The sequence below is a fragment of the Pelagibius sp. CAU 1746 genome (genome assembly GCF_039839785.1).
Taxonomy (GTDB): Bacteria; Pseudomonadota; Alphaproteobacteria; order Kiloniellales; family Kiloniellaceae; genus Pelagibius.
In genome coordinates, this window is sequence record NZ_JBDOQT010000001.1 from 653,872 (window position 1) to 668,343 (window position 14,472).

The 14,472-nt window shown below is 69.8% G+C and carries 16 protein-coding genes; 12 read left to right on the plus strand and 4 right to left on the minus strand.

Features of this window, described 5'->3' with window-relative positions; genetic code table 11:
- The first annotated feature begins 186 nt into the window (after nt 1-186).
- The gene (locus tag AAFN88_RS02975; protein ID WP_347518052.1) at nt 187-453 is read left to right on the plus strand and encodes a hypothetical protein; all 267 of its coding nucleotides are present in this window, start codon (nt 187-189) and stop codon (nt 451-453) included.
- Nucleotides 454-459: 6 nt separating this feature from the next.
- A complete protein-coding gene (locus AAFN88_RS02980; protein ID WP_347518053.1) occupies nt 460-1,107 on the plus strand; it encodes an alpha-ketoglutarate-dependent dioxygenase AlkB in 648 nt (215 codons plus the stop codon).
- A gap of 142 nt (nt 1,108-1,249) precedes the next feature.
- Here AAFN88_RS02980 and grpE read toward each other — a convergent pair whose 3' ends face one another.
- Together grpE and hrcA are read right to left on the minus strand one after the other, a co-directional pair.
- The gene (gene grpE, locus AAFN88_RS02985; RefSeq protein ID WP_347518054.1) at nt 1,250-1,966 is read right to left on the minus strand and encodes a nucleotide exchange factor GrpE; all 717 of its coding nucleotides are present in this window, start codon (nt 1,964-1,966) and stop codon (nt 1,250-1,252) included.
- A 73-nt stretch (nt 1,967-2,039) separates the two neighbouring features.
- Complete coding sequence (gene hrcA, locus AAFN88_RS02990; protein ID WP_347518055.1) at nt 2,040-3,116, minus strand: heat-inducible transcriptional repressor HrcA; 1,077 nt, start codon at nt 3,114-3,116, stop codon at nt 2,040-2,042.
- Between the two features lie 199 nt (nt 3,117-3,315).
- Between hrcA and rph the strand changes: the two genes are divergently transcribed.
- Genes rph through hemW form a run of 3 tightly spaced genes read left to right on the plus strand, consistent with a single transcriptional unit; the run spans nt 3,316 to nt 5,877 of the window.
- Nucleotides 3,316-4,035: a ribonuclease PH gene (gene rph, locus AAFN88_RS02995; RefSeq protein WP_347518056.1), complete on the plus strand. Its 720-nt coding sequence runs from the start codon at nt 3,316-3,318 to the stop codon at nt 4,033-4,035.
- Nucleotides 4,036-4,085: 50 nt separating this feature from the next.
- Nucleotides 4,086-4,709 (plus strand): RdgB/HAM1 family non-canonical purine NTP pyrophosphatase, encoded by a 624-nt coding sequence (gene rdgB / locus AAFN88_RS03000; protein WP_347518057.1) that lies wholly within the window; start codon nt 4,086-4,088, stop codon nt 4,707-4,709.
- Nucleotides 4,710-4,713: 4 nt separating this feature from the next.
- Nucleotides 4,714-5,877 (plus strand): radical SAM family heme chaperone HemW, encoded by a 1,164-nt coding sequence (gene hemW / locus AAFN88_RS03005; protein WP_347518059.1) that lies wholly within the window; start codon nt 4,714-4,716, stop codon nt 5,875-5,877.
- A 6-nt stretch (nt 5,878-5,883) separates the two neighbouring features.
- Here hemW and AAFN88_RS03010 read toward each other — a convergent pair whose 3' ends face one another.
- The gene (locus AAFN88_RS03010; protein WP_347521621.1) at nt 5,884-7,200 is read right to left on the minus strand and encodes a penicillin-binding protein activator; all 1,317 of its coding nucleotides are present in this window, start codon (nt 7,198-7,200) and stop codon (nt 5,884-5,886) included.
- A 167-nt stretch (nt 7,201-7,367) separates the two neighbouring features.
- Here AAFN88_RS03010 and rsmI point away from each other — a divergent pair, with 167 nt between their 5' ends.
- From rsmI to gshB, 5 genes are all read left to right on the plus strand, one after another.
- Nucleotides 7,368-8,258 carry a 16S rRNA (cytidine(1402)-2'-O)-methyltransferase gene (gene rsmI / locus AAFN88_RS03015; RefSeq protein ID WP_347518060.1) on the plus strand — a complete coding sequence of 297 codons (891 nt, stop codon included), beginning with the start codon at nt 7,368-7,370 and terminating at the stop codon, nt 8,256-8,258.
- The gene (locus AAFN88_RS03020) at nt 8,255-8,626 is read left to right on the plus strand and encodes a YraN family protein (RefSeq protein ID WP_347518061.1); all 372 of its coding nucleotides are present in this window, start codon (nt 8,255-8,257) and stop codon (nt 8,624-8,626) included. Before rsmI ends, AAFN88_RS03020 begins: the two co-directional genes overlap by 4 nt.
- A gap of 140 nt (nt 8,627-8,766) precedes the next feature.
- Nucleotides 8,767-9,372 carry a BON domain-containing protein gene (locus tag AAFN88_RS03025; RefSeq protein WP_347518062.1) on the plus strand — a complete coding sequence of 202 codons (606 nt, stop codon included), beginning with the start codon at nt 8,767-8,769 and terminating at the stop codon, nt 9,370-9,372.
- A gap of 42 nt (nt 9,373-9,414) precedes the next feature.
- Nucleotides 9,415-10,269, plus strand: a complete 855-nt coding sequence (locus tag AAFN88_RS03030) for a transglutaminase-like domain-containing protein (protein WP_347518063.1) — start codon at nt 9,415-9,417, stop codon at nt 10,267-10,269.
- A 31-nt stretch (nt 10,270-10,300) separates the two neighbouring features.
- Nucleotides 10,301-11,266: a glutathione synthase gene (gene gshB / locus AAFN88_RS03035; RefSeq protein ID WP_347518064.1), complete on the plus strand. Its 966-nt coding sequence runs from the start codon at nt 10,301-10,303 to the stop codon at nt 11,264-11,266.
- Between the two features lie 124 nt (nt 11,267-11,390).
- On the opposite strand, the gene AAFN88_RS03040 is transcribed toward gshB, so the two are convergent.
- Complete coding sequence (locus tag AAFN88_RS03040) at nt 11,391-11,897, minus strand: phasin family protein (protein WP_347518066.1); 507 nt, start codon at nt 11,895-11,897, stop codon at nt 11,391-11,393.
- 330 nt (nt 11,898-12,227) lie between these two features.
- Here AAFN88_RS03040 and AAFN88_RS03045 point away from each other — a divergent pair, with 330 nt between their 5' ends.
- Together AAFN88_RS03045 and AAFN88_RS03050 are read left to right on the plus strand one after the other, a co-directional pair.
- Nucleotides 12,228-12,884, plus strand: coding sequence for a hypothetical protein (locus tag AAFN88_RS03045; RefSeq protein WP_347518068.1), 657 nt, complete (start codon nt 12,228-12,230; stop codon nt 12,882-12,884).
- Nucleotides 12,881-14,401 carry a YifB family Mg chelatase-like AAA ATPase gene (locus tag AAFN88_RS03050; RefSeq protein ID WP_347518069.1) on the plus strand — a complete coding sequence of 507 codons (1,521 nt, stop codon included), beginning with the start codon at nt 12,881-12,883 and terminating at the stop codon, nt 14,399-14,401. Before AAFN88_RS03045 ends, AAFN88_RS03050 begins: the two co-directional genes overlap by 4 nt.
- Nucleotides 14,402-14,472 lie beyond the last annotated feature (71 nt).

Here is a 14,472-nt window from a genome sequence, read left to right on the forward strand (position 1 = left end):
CGCTGCAACGGCACCGCCCGGCGGATCCCCGCCAATGAGAGTTCATGACCATGGGTTCTGGGCTTATATAAGCAGCCAGCGCCCCGCTGCAAGTCGCAAAGGGGGCAGATTTCAGGCCCTAAAGCCCTGTTTTCGGGGGGTAACGGGCCGCCGGCCGCCGCGCCAGAGGCAACGAAAGCAGAACCCATGCCCGAACCCCCGGAAAACCGCCGGTCCTCTGAAGACCCGCCGCCGGACCCCCGGCAGGATGCCCTCTACCGCATGATCCTGGCGGTTCTGGCCGCCAGCGTGATCGTCGGGGCGCTCGTCACCCTGACCGGCGAAGCGCTCTTCGGCAGCCGCGCCCTGGCCAATGCCGGCCTGGGCATGGCGGTGCTCTGCCTGGCGCTCTACTGGGTCTTCCGCCTGCTGGGCCGCCGCGCCGCGCGCCGGCGGGAGAAGGAGCGGGACTGAGCCGCGATGACCGAAGCCGAATTCGCCGAGGGTTTCCGCTATCTGCCGGGCTATCTCGACGCCGAGGCCCAGGCCGCCCTGGTGGCCGAGCTGCGCGCCCTGCTGGCCGAAGCGCCGCTCTACCGCCCGACCATGCCCAGGAGCGGCCGGCCCTTTTCGGTGCGCATGACCAACGCCGGCAGCCACGGCTGGTTTTCCGACAAAACGGGCTACCGCTACGTCACGCACCACCCGAAGACCGGGCAGCCCTGGCCGGCGATCCCGGCGGCGATGGAGCGGATCTGGGCCGAGGTGGCGGACTATCCCGCCGGGCCCGAGTGCTGCCTGATCAATTTCTACGAGCCCGAGGCCCGCATGGGCCTGCACCGGGACGAGGACGAGGAGACCTTCGCCGCCCCGGTGGTCTCGCTCTCCCTGGGCGATTCCGCGGTGTTTCGCCTGGGCGGAGCCCAACGCCGGGGGCCGACGCGCTCCCTGAAGCTTCATTCCGGTGACGTAATGATACTCAGCGGCGCGGCGCGGCGCGCCTACCACGGCGTCGACCGGGTGCTTGGCGGCTCCAGCCGCCTGCTCGCCCAGAACGGTTGGCCGGATGGCGGGCGCATCAACCTCACCCTGCGCCGGGTCACGCGCCCGGCGGGGGAGGCCGGCTGAGGGCATCGGGGAGAGTCGACCTCGTGCTTCGAGACGCTCGCTTTCGCTCGCTCCTCAGCATGAGGCCGACATTTCAGGCTCAAGCCTCACCCTGAGGAGGGCCGGACGGCCCGTCTCGAAGGGCGAGGCGCTGTCAGCAGGATCAGGCCGAGGTGTCGACGGTGCCGCCGGGCTCGGCGTCGCCTTCGGGCGTGCCATTCGACCCGCCATTCGACCGGGCCCCACCCTTGGAGATGCCGACGCGGGCCGGGCGCAGCAGGCGGTCGTGCAGGCGATAGCCGGCCTGGATCACCTGCACCACCGTGCCCGCGGGCTTGTCAGGATCCTCGACCTCGAACATGGCTTCGTGCAGGTGCGGATCGAGCTTTTCGCCCAGGGGCTCGATCACCCGGATGTTGTGGCGCTCGAAGACGGTCTGCAGCTCCTTCTGGGTCATCTCGACGCCGAGACGCAGGTTCTTCACCGGCTCGTTCTGCTCGGCCAGCTCTTCCGGCACGCTCTCCAGCGCGCGCTGCAGGTTGTCGGCGACGCCCAGCAAGTCCTTCACCACCGCGGCGGCGGCGTACTTCACGCCGTCCTCGCGCTCGCGCTGGGCGCGGCGGCGCACGTTTTCCGTCTCCGCCATGGCGCGCAGCAGCTGATCCTTCAGCGAGGCCACCTCGCCTTCCAGCACCGTCACCGGATCTTCGTCCGGCGACAGGTCGTGAGCGCGCTTCATGTTGGAGAGATCGACCAGCGGTTCGTCGCTGGTGTCCACCGGGCTGCTGTCCGCCGGGCTGCTGTCCGCGGGGCCGGCGGCGGTCGTTTGATCTTCGGCCTCGGGGCCGCTTTCCTGGTCCTGCTTCTTGTCCTGAGCCATCACGGGACGGCTGCTCCTTTCCAAACTTACGCTTGTCGTTCCTTGGGAAGTGATCGCGGCGGGCGGCGCGGGGTCACCCGACCAGCCGGCCGATCACCTTGGCTGTGTAGTCGACCATGGGGATGATGCGGGCATAGTCGATGCGCGTCGGGCCGATGACGCCGATGGCGCCGACGACCTTCTGCTGTGAATTGCTGTAGGGCGCAATGACCATCGAGCAGCCGGCCAGGCCGAAGAGCTCGTTCTCCGCGCCGATGAAGATCTGCACGCCTTCCGCCCCGCCGGTGAGGTCCAGCAGCCGGATGAGGGCGTCCTTGGTTTCCAGCAGGGCGAAGAGCTGGCGGATGCGCTCCAGGTCCTCCAGCGCGGTCACGTCCTCCAGCAGCTGCGACTGTCCGCGCAGGATGAGGGCGCCGCTCTTGCCGCCCTGGCTACCGCCCCAGCTCGCCAGGCCGCGCTCGATGACCCGCGAGGTGAGCTGGTCCAGCTCGGCGCGCTGCTGCTCCAGCTCCTTCAAGATGTCGGTATGCGCCTCTTCCAGGGTGCGCCCGGTCAGGCGCGCGGAGAGGTAGTTGCTGGCCTCCACCAGGGAGGAGGCGGGCAGGCCGGCCGGCACGTCGATGATGCGGTTCTCGACCACGCCGGAAACCGAGATGAGCACCACCAGGGCGCGCCCGGGGCCGAGCGAGACGAACTCGATGTGCTTCAAGGGATCGCTGAGCTTGGGCGCCACCACCAGGCCGGCGCAGCGCGACAGGCCGGAGATGGTCTCCGAAGCTTCTTCCAGCACCTCGGAGAGCGAGCGGCCCTCGGCGGCGACCTGGCCCTCGATGTGCGCGCGCTCGTCCTGGGTCAGGTTGCCGATCTCCAAAAGGCCGTCGACGAAGAGGCGCAGGCCCATGTCGGTGGGCAGCCGCCCGGCGGAGGTATGCGGCGCGAAGAGCAGGCCGAGATCCTCCAGGTCCGCCATGACGTTGCGGATGGTCGCCGGCGACAGCCCCAGCCCGAGGCTGCGCGAAAGCGTGCGCGAGCCGACGGGGGCGCCGGTATCCACGTAGGCGTCCACGATGTGCCGCAGAACCTCGCGCGAACGGTCGTTGAGGCCCCGGAGGGCTGCGGCTTTGGCGGCGGCGTCGAGCGGTTTGGTCATTACTCTCGGAATGTAGTGAGGCCCCGGGCGGGGGTCAACGCGGGCCGCAAGGCGCGAATTCGCCTGCGGAGCCTCCGCCAACTGGACGTTGGGGGCCGCATGGTCTAGCTTGCGCGCCGCCGGAGGGTCCCGAAACGGTGCCCCCGCAGCCCAATTCCCGCCGCAAGCGCCCCGAAGGGGCCCCAAAGAGGTAGATTTCATGCGTCCTTCCGGCCGTAGCGTCGACCAACTCCGCCCCATCGTGCTGGAGACCAACGTCAACAAGTACGCCGAGGGCTCCTGCCTGGCGCGCTTCGGCGACACCCACGTGCTCTGCACCGCCTCCATAGAGGAATCCATTCCGCCCTGGCTGCGCAACTCCGGGCGCGGCTGGGTGACGGCCGAGTACGGCATGCTGCCGCGCTCCACCGGCAGCCGCACCGACCGCGAGGCCGCGCGCGGCAAGCAGAGCGGGCGCACCCAGGAGATCCAGCGCCTGATCGGCCGCTCGCTGCGCGCCGTCACCGATCTGACCGCCTTCGGCGAGCGCCAGGTGCGCGTCGACTGCGACGTCATCCAGGCCGACGGCGGCACCCGCACCGCCGCCATCACCGGCGGCTACGTGGCCCTGCATCTGGCCTTCCAGCACCTGAAGGACATCGGCGCCATCGAGGCGCTGCCCTTCACCGACCAGGTCGCCGCCGTGTCCTGCGGCATCTTCGAAGGCAAGGAAGTGCTGGACCTGGACTACGCCGAGGACTCCACCGCCCAGGCCGACGCCAACTTCGTGCTCACCGCCGCGGGCGGCGTGGTCGAGGTGCAGGGCACCGCCGAGGAGACACCCTTCAGCCGCCAGCAGTTCGAGGAGCTGCTGAACCTGGCCGAGCAGGGTGTGAAGGAGCTCTGCGGCCACCAGGCCAAGGCCCTGGGCCTGGCCTGAGCAGGAAAAGCCGAAGAGAGAGGCCCGAGAGAGGCCCGAAAGAGGAGAAGATGTCCCCGCGCCCTTTTCAACCCGGCGACAAGCTGGTGCTGGCGACCCACAACAAGGGCAAGTACCGCGAGAACGCCGCCCTCTTGGCGCCTTTCGGCCTGGAGGTGCTCTCGGCCGGCGACCTGGGCCTGCCGGAGCCGGAGGAGACCGGAACCACCTTCCAGGAAAACGCCGTCCTCAAGGCCCGCGCCGCCTGCGTGGCCACCGGCCTGCCGGCCATCGCCGACGATTCCGGCCTGGAAGTGCCGGCCCTGAACGGCCAGCCGGGCATCTTCACCGCGCGCTGGGCCGGGCCCGGGCGCGACTTCTTCGTCGCCATGAAGCGGGTGCACGAGGAACTGGGCGACAGCCCGGACCGCCGCGGCGTCTTCTGCTGCAACCTTTCGGTCGCCTGGCCGGACGGCCAGGGCGGTATCTTCGAGACGGCCTCCTACGAGGGCCGCGTGGAAGGCACGCTGGTCTGGCCGATCCGCGGCACGCGCGGCTTCGGCTTCGACCCCATGTTCCAGCCCAAGGGCTTCGACATCACCTTCGGCGAGATGGACCCGGACAAGAAGGAACGGATGAGCCACCGCGCCCGGGCCTTCGAACTGCTGGCCGAGGCCCTGCTGGAAAAGGTCTGAGGTCATGACTGGCGCCGCCAAGGCGGGCTTCGGTGTCTACCTGCACTGGCCCTTCTGCCGGTCCAAGTGCCCCTACTGCGACTTCAACAGCCACGTGCGCGAGGCCGTCGACCAGGAGCGCTGGCGGGCCGCCCTGCTGGCCGGCCTGGAGCACGCGGCGGAGAAGAGTGGACCGCGTGAGGTCACTTCGGTCTTCTTCGGCGGCGGCACGCCGTCGCTGATGCCGCCGGAGACCGTGGCCGCCGTGATCGATAAGATCGACGCGCTGTGGGGCCTCGCCCCCGGCACCGAGATCACCCTGGAGGCCAACCCGACCTCGGCGGAGGCGGAGAGCTTCGCCGGCTTCGCGCGGGCCGGGGTCAACCGCCTGTCGCTGGGCGTGCAGGCCCTGAACGACGAAGCGCTGAAGTTCCTCGGCCGCCAGCACTCCGCCGCCGAGGCGCTGGGCGCCCTGGAGCTGGCGCGCGCCGCCTTCCCGCGCCTCTCCTTCGACCTGATCTATGCCCGGCCCGGCCAGAGCCCCGCGGCCTGGCAGGCCGAGCTGGCCGAGGCGCTGGCGTTGGGGCCGGAACACATCTCGCTCTACCAACTGACCATCGAGGAAGGCACGGTCTTCCACGGCGCTTGGCGGCGCGGCGAGCTCATCCTGCCGGAGGAAGAAGCCGCGGCGGCGCTGTTCGAGGCCACCGCCCGGCAGTTGGAAGAGGCCGGGCTGCCGGCCTACGAGATCTCCAACCACGCCCGCCCCGGGGCCGAGTGCCGCCACAACCTGACCTACTGGCGCTACGGCGACTACGCCGGCGTCGGCCCCGGCGCCCACGGCCGCCTGACCTTCGACGGCGCCAAGCGGGCGACTCGCGAGCACCGCGCCCCGGAAGCCTGGCTCGACCTGGTGGAGCGCCAGGGCCACGGCTGGCGCCAGGCCGAGGCCGTCACGCCCGAGCAGCGCCTTGCCGAGATGGTGATGATGGGCCTGCGGCTCACCGAGGGCATTTCCCGCGCCGCCCTGCAGCGCGAGCTGGGCGCGGGGCCGGAGGAGCTGCTGCCGGCGGAACGGCTGCAGCAGCTTGCCGGGGAGGGCTATCTGGAAGTCGACGCGGCCGGCCTGCGCGCCACCGCCGCCGGACGCCAGCGCCTCGACGCCCTGCTGGGCTACCTGCTGGGTTAGGTCTCTCTAGTTGATGCCGGCGGGGAAGGCGCGCGGCGCGGGGTCGCGCTCGATGAACCCGGCTTGCCGGATCTCCAGGACCGCCAGGCCGCGCTGCACCTCGCCGCTGGGCAGGAAGCGGAAGATGCCGTCGATGCCGGCGAAGCCCAGCGCCTGGGTGATGTCCTCCACCGAGTAAGGCAGGAAGGAACCGCCGGCAGCGGCGCGCTGTTCCAGGACGGCGGCCAGCGCCACGGCGTCGTAGCCCAGCGAGGCGACGCGCGGCGGCTTGTCGCCGAAACTGTCTTCATAGCGCTTGCGAAAGGTGTTCCACAGGGCCGGCGGCGGGGCCGGAAACCAGCCGCCCTGCAGGGTCGGCTCGCGCAGGAGCGTCGGATCCTCCCACAACGCCGTGCCGAGAAAGCGCACCTCCGCCGGGTCCACATCGTAATAGGCCAGCAGCGGCGCCACCGAGAGCAGCTGCTGGCCGCTGGCCGGCAACAGGATGGCGTCGAAGGGCAGCAGGCCCACGGTTTCCACGCCCCGCAGGCGCTGCAGGGCGCGCTGGGCCGCCTCGTCGGTCCGGCCTTCCAGGTCGCGGCGCTGCGCCTCGGCGGCGGCGCGGCGCTGGTTGAAGTCGGCGAGCACCTGGACCTCGGCGGAAATGTCCGTCGTGCGCGGGTCGTAGTAGACCACGCGGCTGAGCTCCACGGCGTTGCGGAACACCGCCTCCTGCAGGGCGCGCACCACCACGTTGCCGTATTCGTTCTCCGGCGCCAGCACGGCAAAGCGCCTGAGCCCCTGGGCCGCGGCGTAGTCGACGACCCGGTTCACCTGGGTGCTCGGGGTCACGCCCATGACGAAGGTTTCGGGGCCGGCGATGGCGGTGTTGTTGGAGAAGGTGATCATCGGCACTGCAGCCGCGGCGGCCACCGGCTGCACCGCCTGGGCGGAGGTCGAGAACAGCGGACCGAGAATCAGCGAGGCGCCTTCGTCCAAGACCGCCTGGGCGGCGGCGGCGGCGCCCTGGGGCGTGCCGCGGGTATCGCGGATCACCAGGGCGAAGCGATCGCCGGCCAGCTCGAAGAGGGCGAGCTGGGCGGCGTTGAGGATCGCCTGGCCGACATCGGCGCGCGCGCCGCTCAGCGGCAGCAGCAAGCCGACCTTGACCTGCCGGGGCTCGGCGACCGTTTCTTCGGTCGCCTCGGGCAAGGGCTCTTCGGGCGGCGTGCCGGTCTCCCCGGCCTGCGGCACCTCGGGCACGTTCGGCGGTTGCGCCTCCGGCTCCGGCGTGGGTACGCTGGGCGAGGCGCAGGCGGCCAGCGTGAAGGCCAGCCCCGCCACAAGCAAAGACCGCCACCCCAGAAACCCAACAGCTTTCGGCGCAAAGCCCCGGTGCGGCCCTGATGTCAGCAAAACCAAAGACCCATCCATCTATCACGGAGAGCGCTGAGCCTAACGAGGCGGCGTCGCGAAGTAAACCGCCGCAGGCCCCCGAAGGGGCCCCGGAAGTGGAGCGGAAAGAGGGCGCCGAAGCAGGCCTGGCCGCCGGGCTGTACCTGGTGGCGACGCCGATCGGCAACCTGGGGGACATCAGCCGGCGCGCCCTCGACGTGCTGCGCCGCGCCGACCGCATTGCCTGCGAGGACACCCGGGTCACCCGCAAACTGCTGAGCGCCGAGGGCATCGCCACGCCGCTGACCGCCTATCACGACCACAGCGGCGCGCGCGAGCGCCGCCGCCTGCTGGACGCGGTGACGGCGGGCGAGGCCGTCGCCCTGGTCTCCGACGCCGGCACGCCGCTGGTCTCCGACCCCGGCTTCAAGCTGGTGCGCGAAGCCATCGCCGAGAACCTGGCCGTGACGGCGCTGCCCGGGCCCTCCGCGCCGCTGGTGGCGCTGCAGCTCTCCGGCCTGCCCAGCGACCGCTTCTTCTTCGGCGGCTTCCTGCCGCCCAGGGGCGCGGCGCGCCGCCAGGCGCTGCAGGGCCTGCGCGCGCTGGACGCCAGCCTGATCTTCTTCGAAGGCGCCTCGCGCGTCGCCGCCTGCCTGGCCGACATGGCCGTGGCGCTGGGCCCGCGGGCGGCGGCCGTCGCGCGTGAGCTGACCAAGCTGCACGAAGAGGTGCGGCGCGGATCTCTGGCGGAACTGGCCGCCCACTACGGCGAGGCCGGGCCGCCGCGCGGCGAGATCGTCATCGTCGTCGGTCCCCCCGCCGAGGGCGCGGCGGAGGAGGACTTCGATCTGGACCGCGCGCTCACCGGCGCCCTCGCCCATGCCAGCCTGCGCGACGCCGCCGCCACGGTGGCCGCGGCCAGCGGTCTGCCCCGCCGGCAAGTCTACGCCCGCGCGCTGGAGCTGGCCAAAGAGGGCGGCCCAAAAGAAGAAGGTGGCGAGTCATGACCCGCGCCGGCCGCCGTCTCGCCTACGCGCGGGGCCGGCGCGCCGAGCTCATCGCCGCCTGGTGGCTGCGCCTGCAGGGTTACCGCATCCTGGAGCGGGGCTTTCGCGTCCCGGTGGGGGAAATCGACCTCATCGCGCGGCGCGGCCGCACCCTGGCCATCGTCGAGGTGAAACGCCGGGCGAAGCTGGTGGAGGCCGGCGAGGCGATCCGCCGCCGTCAGCAGCGCCGGGTGGTGCACGCCGCCCAGGCCTACCTGCAGCGCCGCCCGGAGCTGGCGCGGCTGGAGCTGCGCTTCGACGCCTTGCTGCTGGTGCCGCGGCGCCTGCCGCACCATATCAAGGACGCCTGGAAGGCCGACACCTTCTAGCCCCAAGGATTCCATGCCGGTGGGCTTGCCTTAATACGAAGGCAGTCATTAGAACGCTCTCACGATCCCAGCGCCGCCCGGCCCTGCGCCAGGCACAGCGACTCTTCGGAAATTCCCGACCCGCGAGGTGGCCGCCCTTCATGAGTCTTCGCCGTTCCTTCCTTGCCCTTTTCGCGCTGCTGCCGCTGCTCGCCCTCGGCGGCTGCACCTTCTGGGGGACCGCCGCCGGCGGCGCCGCGGTCGGCGCCACCGCGGCACAGACGGAAAAGGGCTTCCGCCGCAGTGTCGCCGACACCGAAATCCGCATCGCCATCAACGACCTCTGGTTCCGGGCCGACGAGGATATCTTCCGCAAGGTGAACCTTCAGGTGCAGGAAGGCCGGGTTCTGTTGAGCGGCAACGTCGGCCTGCCCGAACAGCGCATCGAGGCGGTGCGCCTGGCCTGGCAGGCGCCGGGCGTGCGCGAGGTGATCAACGAGATCGAGATCAACGACACCTCCACCCTGTCCAACGCCGCCCGCGACACCTGGATCACGACGGAATTGGAGACTACCCTGCTTTTCGACCGGGATGTTTCTTCCATCGATTATTCCGTCGAAACCGTGAACCAGGTGATCTACCTGATGGGCGTGGCGCAGTCGCAGGCCGAGCTGGACCGGGTGGTCGGTCATGCCAAGGACATCGCCTACGTGCGCCGCGTCGTCAGCTACGTCCTGTTGAAGGACGACCCGGCGCGGCATTCGTGATACCGCTTTTGTGAACCTCAGCAGCGAGCCCCGAAACTTCTCATGAGTTGGTCGAGCGCAAGCAACCGCCGGGATCTGGAAAGCCGGCTGCGCCGCGTCGGCGGTCAGGAAGATACGGAGATCGACATCGCCCGGGCCGGCCTGCTGCTGGCGGCGCTGGACCGGCCGCAGTTGGGGCTGGAACGCTACCACCATCACCTCACGCTGTTGGAGCGCGACGTCGCAGACATGGCGGCGAGGGAAGGCGCGGAGACTTCGCTGGTCCGGCGCGCGGCGGTACTCAACGCGGTGCTGGTGGAGCGCTACGGCTACCAGGGCGACAGCGAAACCTACGACGACCTGATGAACGCCAACCTGATGCGGGTGATCGACCGGCGCCGCGGGCTTCCGGTCGCGCTCGGCATCCTCTACCTGCACGCCGCCCGCGCCCAGGGCTGGGAGATGTGCGGGCTCGGTTTCCCCGGCCACTTTCTGCTGCGCCTCGACTTCGGCGGGCAGCGCCTCATCATCGACCCCTTCAATGGCGGCGAGACGCGCGACGCCGCGGCGCTGCGCGCCATGCTGAAGGTCATGGCCGGCAGCGACGCCGAGCTGAGGCCCGAGCACACCGCGCCGCTGGGCAGCCGCGACATCCTCTTGCGCCTGCAGAACAACATCAAGCTGCGCCTCATCCGGGAGGAGCGCTCCGGCGAGGCCCTGGAGGTCCTGGAGTCGATGCTGATGATCGCCCCCGACCGGTCGGAGCTGTGGCGCGAGGCGGGGATCCTGCACTCCCACTTCGACAACATGCGTGCGGCCATCATGGCCTTCGAGCATTATCTGGAGCTGTCCGGGCCGGAGCCGGGGCGCGCGGAAATCGCCGAGCTGCTGGCGCAGTTGCGCACGCAGCTCAACTGACCTTCGAAAGACAACGAACGGGAATCGAGAAATGAGTCTGGCGGTCGCCATTCAGATGGACCCCATCGAGGCCATCGACATCGAGGGAGACAGCACCTTCGTCCTAGCGCTGGAGGCGCAGCGCCGCGGCCACGGCCTCTTCCACTATCTGCCGCAGCACCTGAGCCTGAAGGACAGCCGCGTCTACGCGCGGATGCAGCCCTTGGAGGTGCGCCGGGAGAAGGGCAACCACTTCACCCTGGGAGGCCCGCAGAGCGTCGACCTGGCGACGGTGGACGTGGTGCTGATGCGCCAGGACCCGCCCTTCGATATGTCCTACATCACCGCGACGCACCTGCTGGAGCACGTGCATCCGGAAACCCTGGTGGTGAACGACCCGGTCCACGTGCGCAACGCGCCGGAGAAACTCTTCGTCACCCACTTCCCCGAGCTCATGCCGCCGACGCTGATTACCAGCGACAAGCGCGAGGTCGAGGCCTTCCGCGCCGAGCACCGCGACATCATCGTCAAGCCGCTGTTCGGCAACGGCGGCGCCGGCGTCTTCCACCTGGGGCCCGAGGACGAGAACCTGAACGCGCTGCTGGAGCTCTTCACCGATCTCTACCGCGAGCCCATCATCGTGCAGCGCTACCTGCCCGAGGTGCGCCAGGGCGACAAGCGCATCATCCTGATCGACGGCCACCCGGCCGGCGCCATCAACCGGGTGCCGGCCAAGGGGGAGGCGCGCTCCAACATGCACGCCGGCGGCCGCGCGGAGCCGGCCAAGCTGACCGGACGCGAGATGGAAATCTGCGAGGCCATCGGCCCGACCCTGCAGGAGCGCGGCCTGATCTTCGTCGGCATCGACGTCATCGGCGACTACATGACCGAGATCAACGTCACCTCGCCGACCGGCCTGCAGGAGATCAACCGCTTCGACGACGTCTGCCTGGAAGCGCAGATCTGGGACGTCATCGAGAAGCGCTACGGCGCCGGCCACACGACACCGAGCGTGTAGGGCGCTCACCCCCCTCCTAACCTCCCCCCATCAAAGGGGGGAGGAACTGATTTTGAGCAAATTCAACAAGACATCCCCTCCCCCTTGATGGGGGAGGGCTAGGGTGGGGGTGAACCCCCGCAGCCTATTTCCCGGCTTCTTCTTCCTCGCCGTTCAGGCCGTGCAGGGTTTCCTTGGTGCGCTCGCGCACGGGCGCCCAGCAGGACTGCTGGATGCGTGCGAACATGGCGATCAGCTTGCTGGTCTCCGCGGCGTACTGCTCGGCGGCACGCTGGGCGAAAGAGCACTGCTTCTCGAACAGCTCCTCCGGCGACTTGGAGCGGGCGAAGTCCTCGGCGACCTCCATGTCCTGGCGCAGCCGGTCGCCGGCGAAGGTCATCATCTCCTGGCTGACCTCGGCCATGCCGGCCAGCACGGCCTCGCCGGCGCTCATCACCGCCGAGACGTTCTCGCCGTTCCTGCCGACCAGGGCCTCGTAGGCGGTGTCGCGGTAGCGTTCGGCGATGATCTGGCCCGGGCTCTCAACAGGCGCCGTCTTGGCAAAGGCCTTCGGCGCGGCCTTCTTCGGCGCCACCTTGGCCGACCCGGCCTTCTTGGTGGTGGGTTCGTTCGGGGTAGGGGTGCTGGCCATCTCGAGCAGTCTCCTGCGTCCATAGGGTTGCACTCGGCCGGCGCGGCGCGCCGGTCCTCTCTGGTCCCCCCAGCTTTCAAGAAAAGTCCCAAACCTCGGCTGCGTTCCCCGCTTCGGCCCTGCCGGCATGCTGCGGTTCCCCTGCGGGCGGCCGCGCGGCAAAGGCGAGGGGCGGAACTCCCCGACAGCCGTAACACTACGGACGCTAACATAGCTTCCGCAGCGTTAACCATGATTGATCTGTGACAGTTTGGCAGAGAACCGCAAAAGATTCTTCCGCTCCGCCCGGGGCAGGAGGAAATCTCTTTGGCCGCGCGGCGGCTTCTACCTATGATTGACCATCCCGCCCCTTTCCAGAACCTTGGGGAAGCCGGCGCGGCCGACAGGAAGCCAGCGAAAGAGGCCCGCCTTCGCCATGGGATGGTCGAAATGTCCGGACAAGATCGTCCCATGATGAAACGCGGCTTCGACATTGTCTGGATTCTCGCCCTCGCAGCCCTGCTGGCCGGGTGCGACAACACTCCGCCATCGGATCAACAGATGATCGATCTGTTTAAGGCTCAAAGGTCTGCTTTCGAGGAAATCCGCATGAGGATTTGCGAGAAGACCCGCCGCGACGGATTGGAAGCAGACATAGGTTCCGCTCAAGAGATCCTGCGCTCTCAGGTGGTCATGATGGACCCGGAGTGGTCCCGCCCAATGGTCAGTGATGCAGAGCGGGGCCGATATTACGCCCTGTTCGAGCAGATCGACGCCAAGGGAGTGCAAGCGGTAGTCGACGCAAACAACCAATGTGAAGTGTCGATCGAATATTGGAGTGTCGGTTGGGCCGGAGACGCCGACTACAAGAAGTTCGTGTTTGGGGCGCCTCAACATCGGGAGCAAATCGTCGATTCGCTGGATGACGCTCAGATGGGGACTGAGATCGTATTCTATCGACGCCGGCTGGAAGCGGGGTGGTGGCTGGCCCTGCAGCATTGGCCATGACCGCCCGCATCACCACTGTCGCCTTTGCCGGGGTCGACGTCCTGGACATCGACGTTCAGGTGCAGATGGGCAACGGCCTGCCGGCCTTCACCCTGGTCGGCCTGCCCGACAAGGCGGTGGCCGAGAGCCGCGAGCGGGTGCGCGCGGCGCTCTCGGCCCTGGGCCTCGCCCTGCCGCCCAAGCGCATCACCGTGAACCTGGCCCCCGCCGACCTGCAGAAGGAAGGTAGCCACTTCGACCTGCCCATCGCCCTCGGCCTCTTGACCGCCATGGGGGTGCTGCCGGGCGACGAGCTGGCCGGCTACACGGCGCTGGGCGAGCTGTCGCTCGACGCCCGCATCTCCCCGGTCGCCGGGGTGCTGCCGGCGGCGATCCACGCCCTGACCCGCGAACGCGGCCTGATCTGCCCGGCCGCCCAGGGCGGCGAGGCGGCCTGGGCCGAGGGGCTGGAGGTCCTGGCCCCGGCCTCGCTGCTCGCCCTGGTGAACCACTTCAAGGGCAGCCAGGTGCTCACGCCCCCGGCGCCCGCCCTGCAGGAAATGGAGCCGGGCGGCCCGGACCTGAAGGACATCAAGGGGCAGGAGAGCGCCAAGCGAGCGCTCGAAATCGCGGCCGCTGGCGGCCACAACCTGCTGATGGCGGGGCCGCCGGGGGCGGGCAAGTCGATGCTGGCCGCGCGCCTGCCCGGCATCCTGCCGCCGCTCTCCCCCGCCGAGGCGCTGGAAGTCTCGATGATCCATTCCGTCGCCGGGAATCTCACCGGCGGCAAGCTGCTGCGCCAGCGCCCCTTCCGCGACCCGCACCACTCGGCCTCCTTGCCCGCTCTCGCGGGTGGGGGCCTGCGGGCCAGGCCGGGAGAGATCTCGCTGGCCCACCTGGGCGTGCTGTTCCTCGACGAGCTGCCGGAGTTCCAGCGCGGCGCCCTGGAGGCCCTGCGCCAGCCGCTGGAGGCGGGCCGCGTCTCCGTCGCCCGCGCCAACGCGCATGTGACCTATCCGGCGCGCGTGCAGCTCGTCGCCGCCATGAACCCCTGCCGCTGCGGCTACCTGGACGATCCCTCACGCGCCTGCGCCCGCGCGCCGCGCTGCGCCGCCGACTACCAGGCCAAGATCTCCGGCCCGCTGTTCGACCGCATCGATCTGCACGTGGACGTGCCGGCGGTCAGCGCCGCCGACCTTTCGCTGCCGCCGCCGGCGGAGGACTCCGCCGTGGTCGCCGCGCGTGTCGCCGCCGCCCGCGCCCGCCAGAGCGCGCGCTTTGCAAACCTGCCGGAAGAGAGCCGCCCGCGGACCAACGCCGAAGCCGACGGCCGGCTGCTGGAGGAGATCGCCGCGCCCGACGCCGAGGGCCGCGAGCTGCTGACCCAGGCCGCCGAGGCGCTAAAGCTCTCCGCCCGCGGCTACCACCGCGTCCTGCGCGTCGCCCGCACCCTGGCGGATCTTGAAGGCGCCGAGGCCGTCCGCCGCCCGCAGATCGCCGAGGCGCTGACCTATCGCAGAACGCTGCCGGGGCGGTGAGGGCGCAGGCCTGCGCCGAAGCACCTCAATCCTTGCGGCATGACAAAGCCTTCCGGGCGGCGCAGAATTAG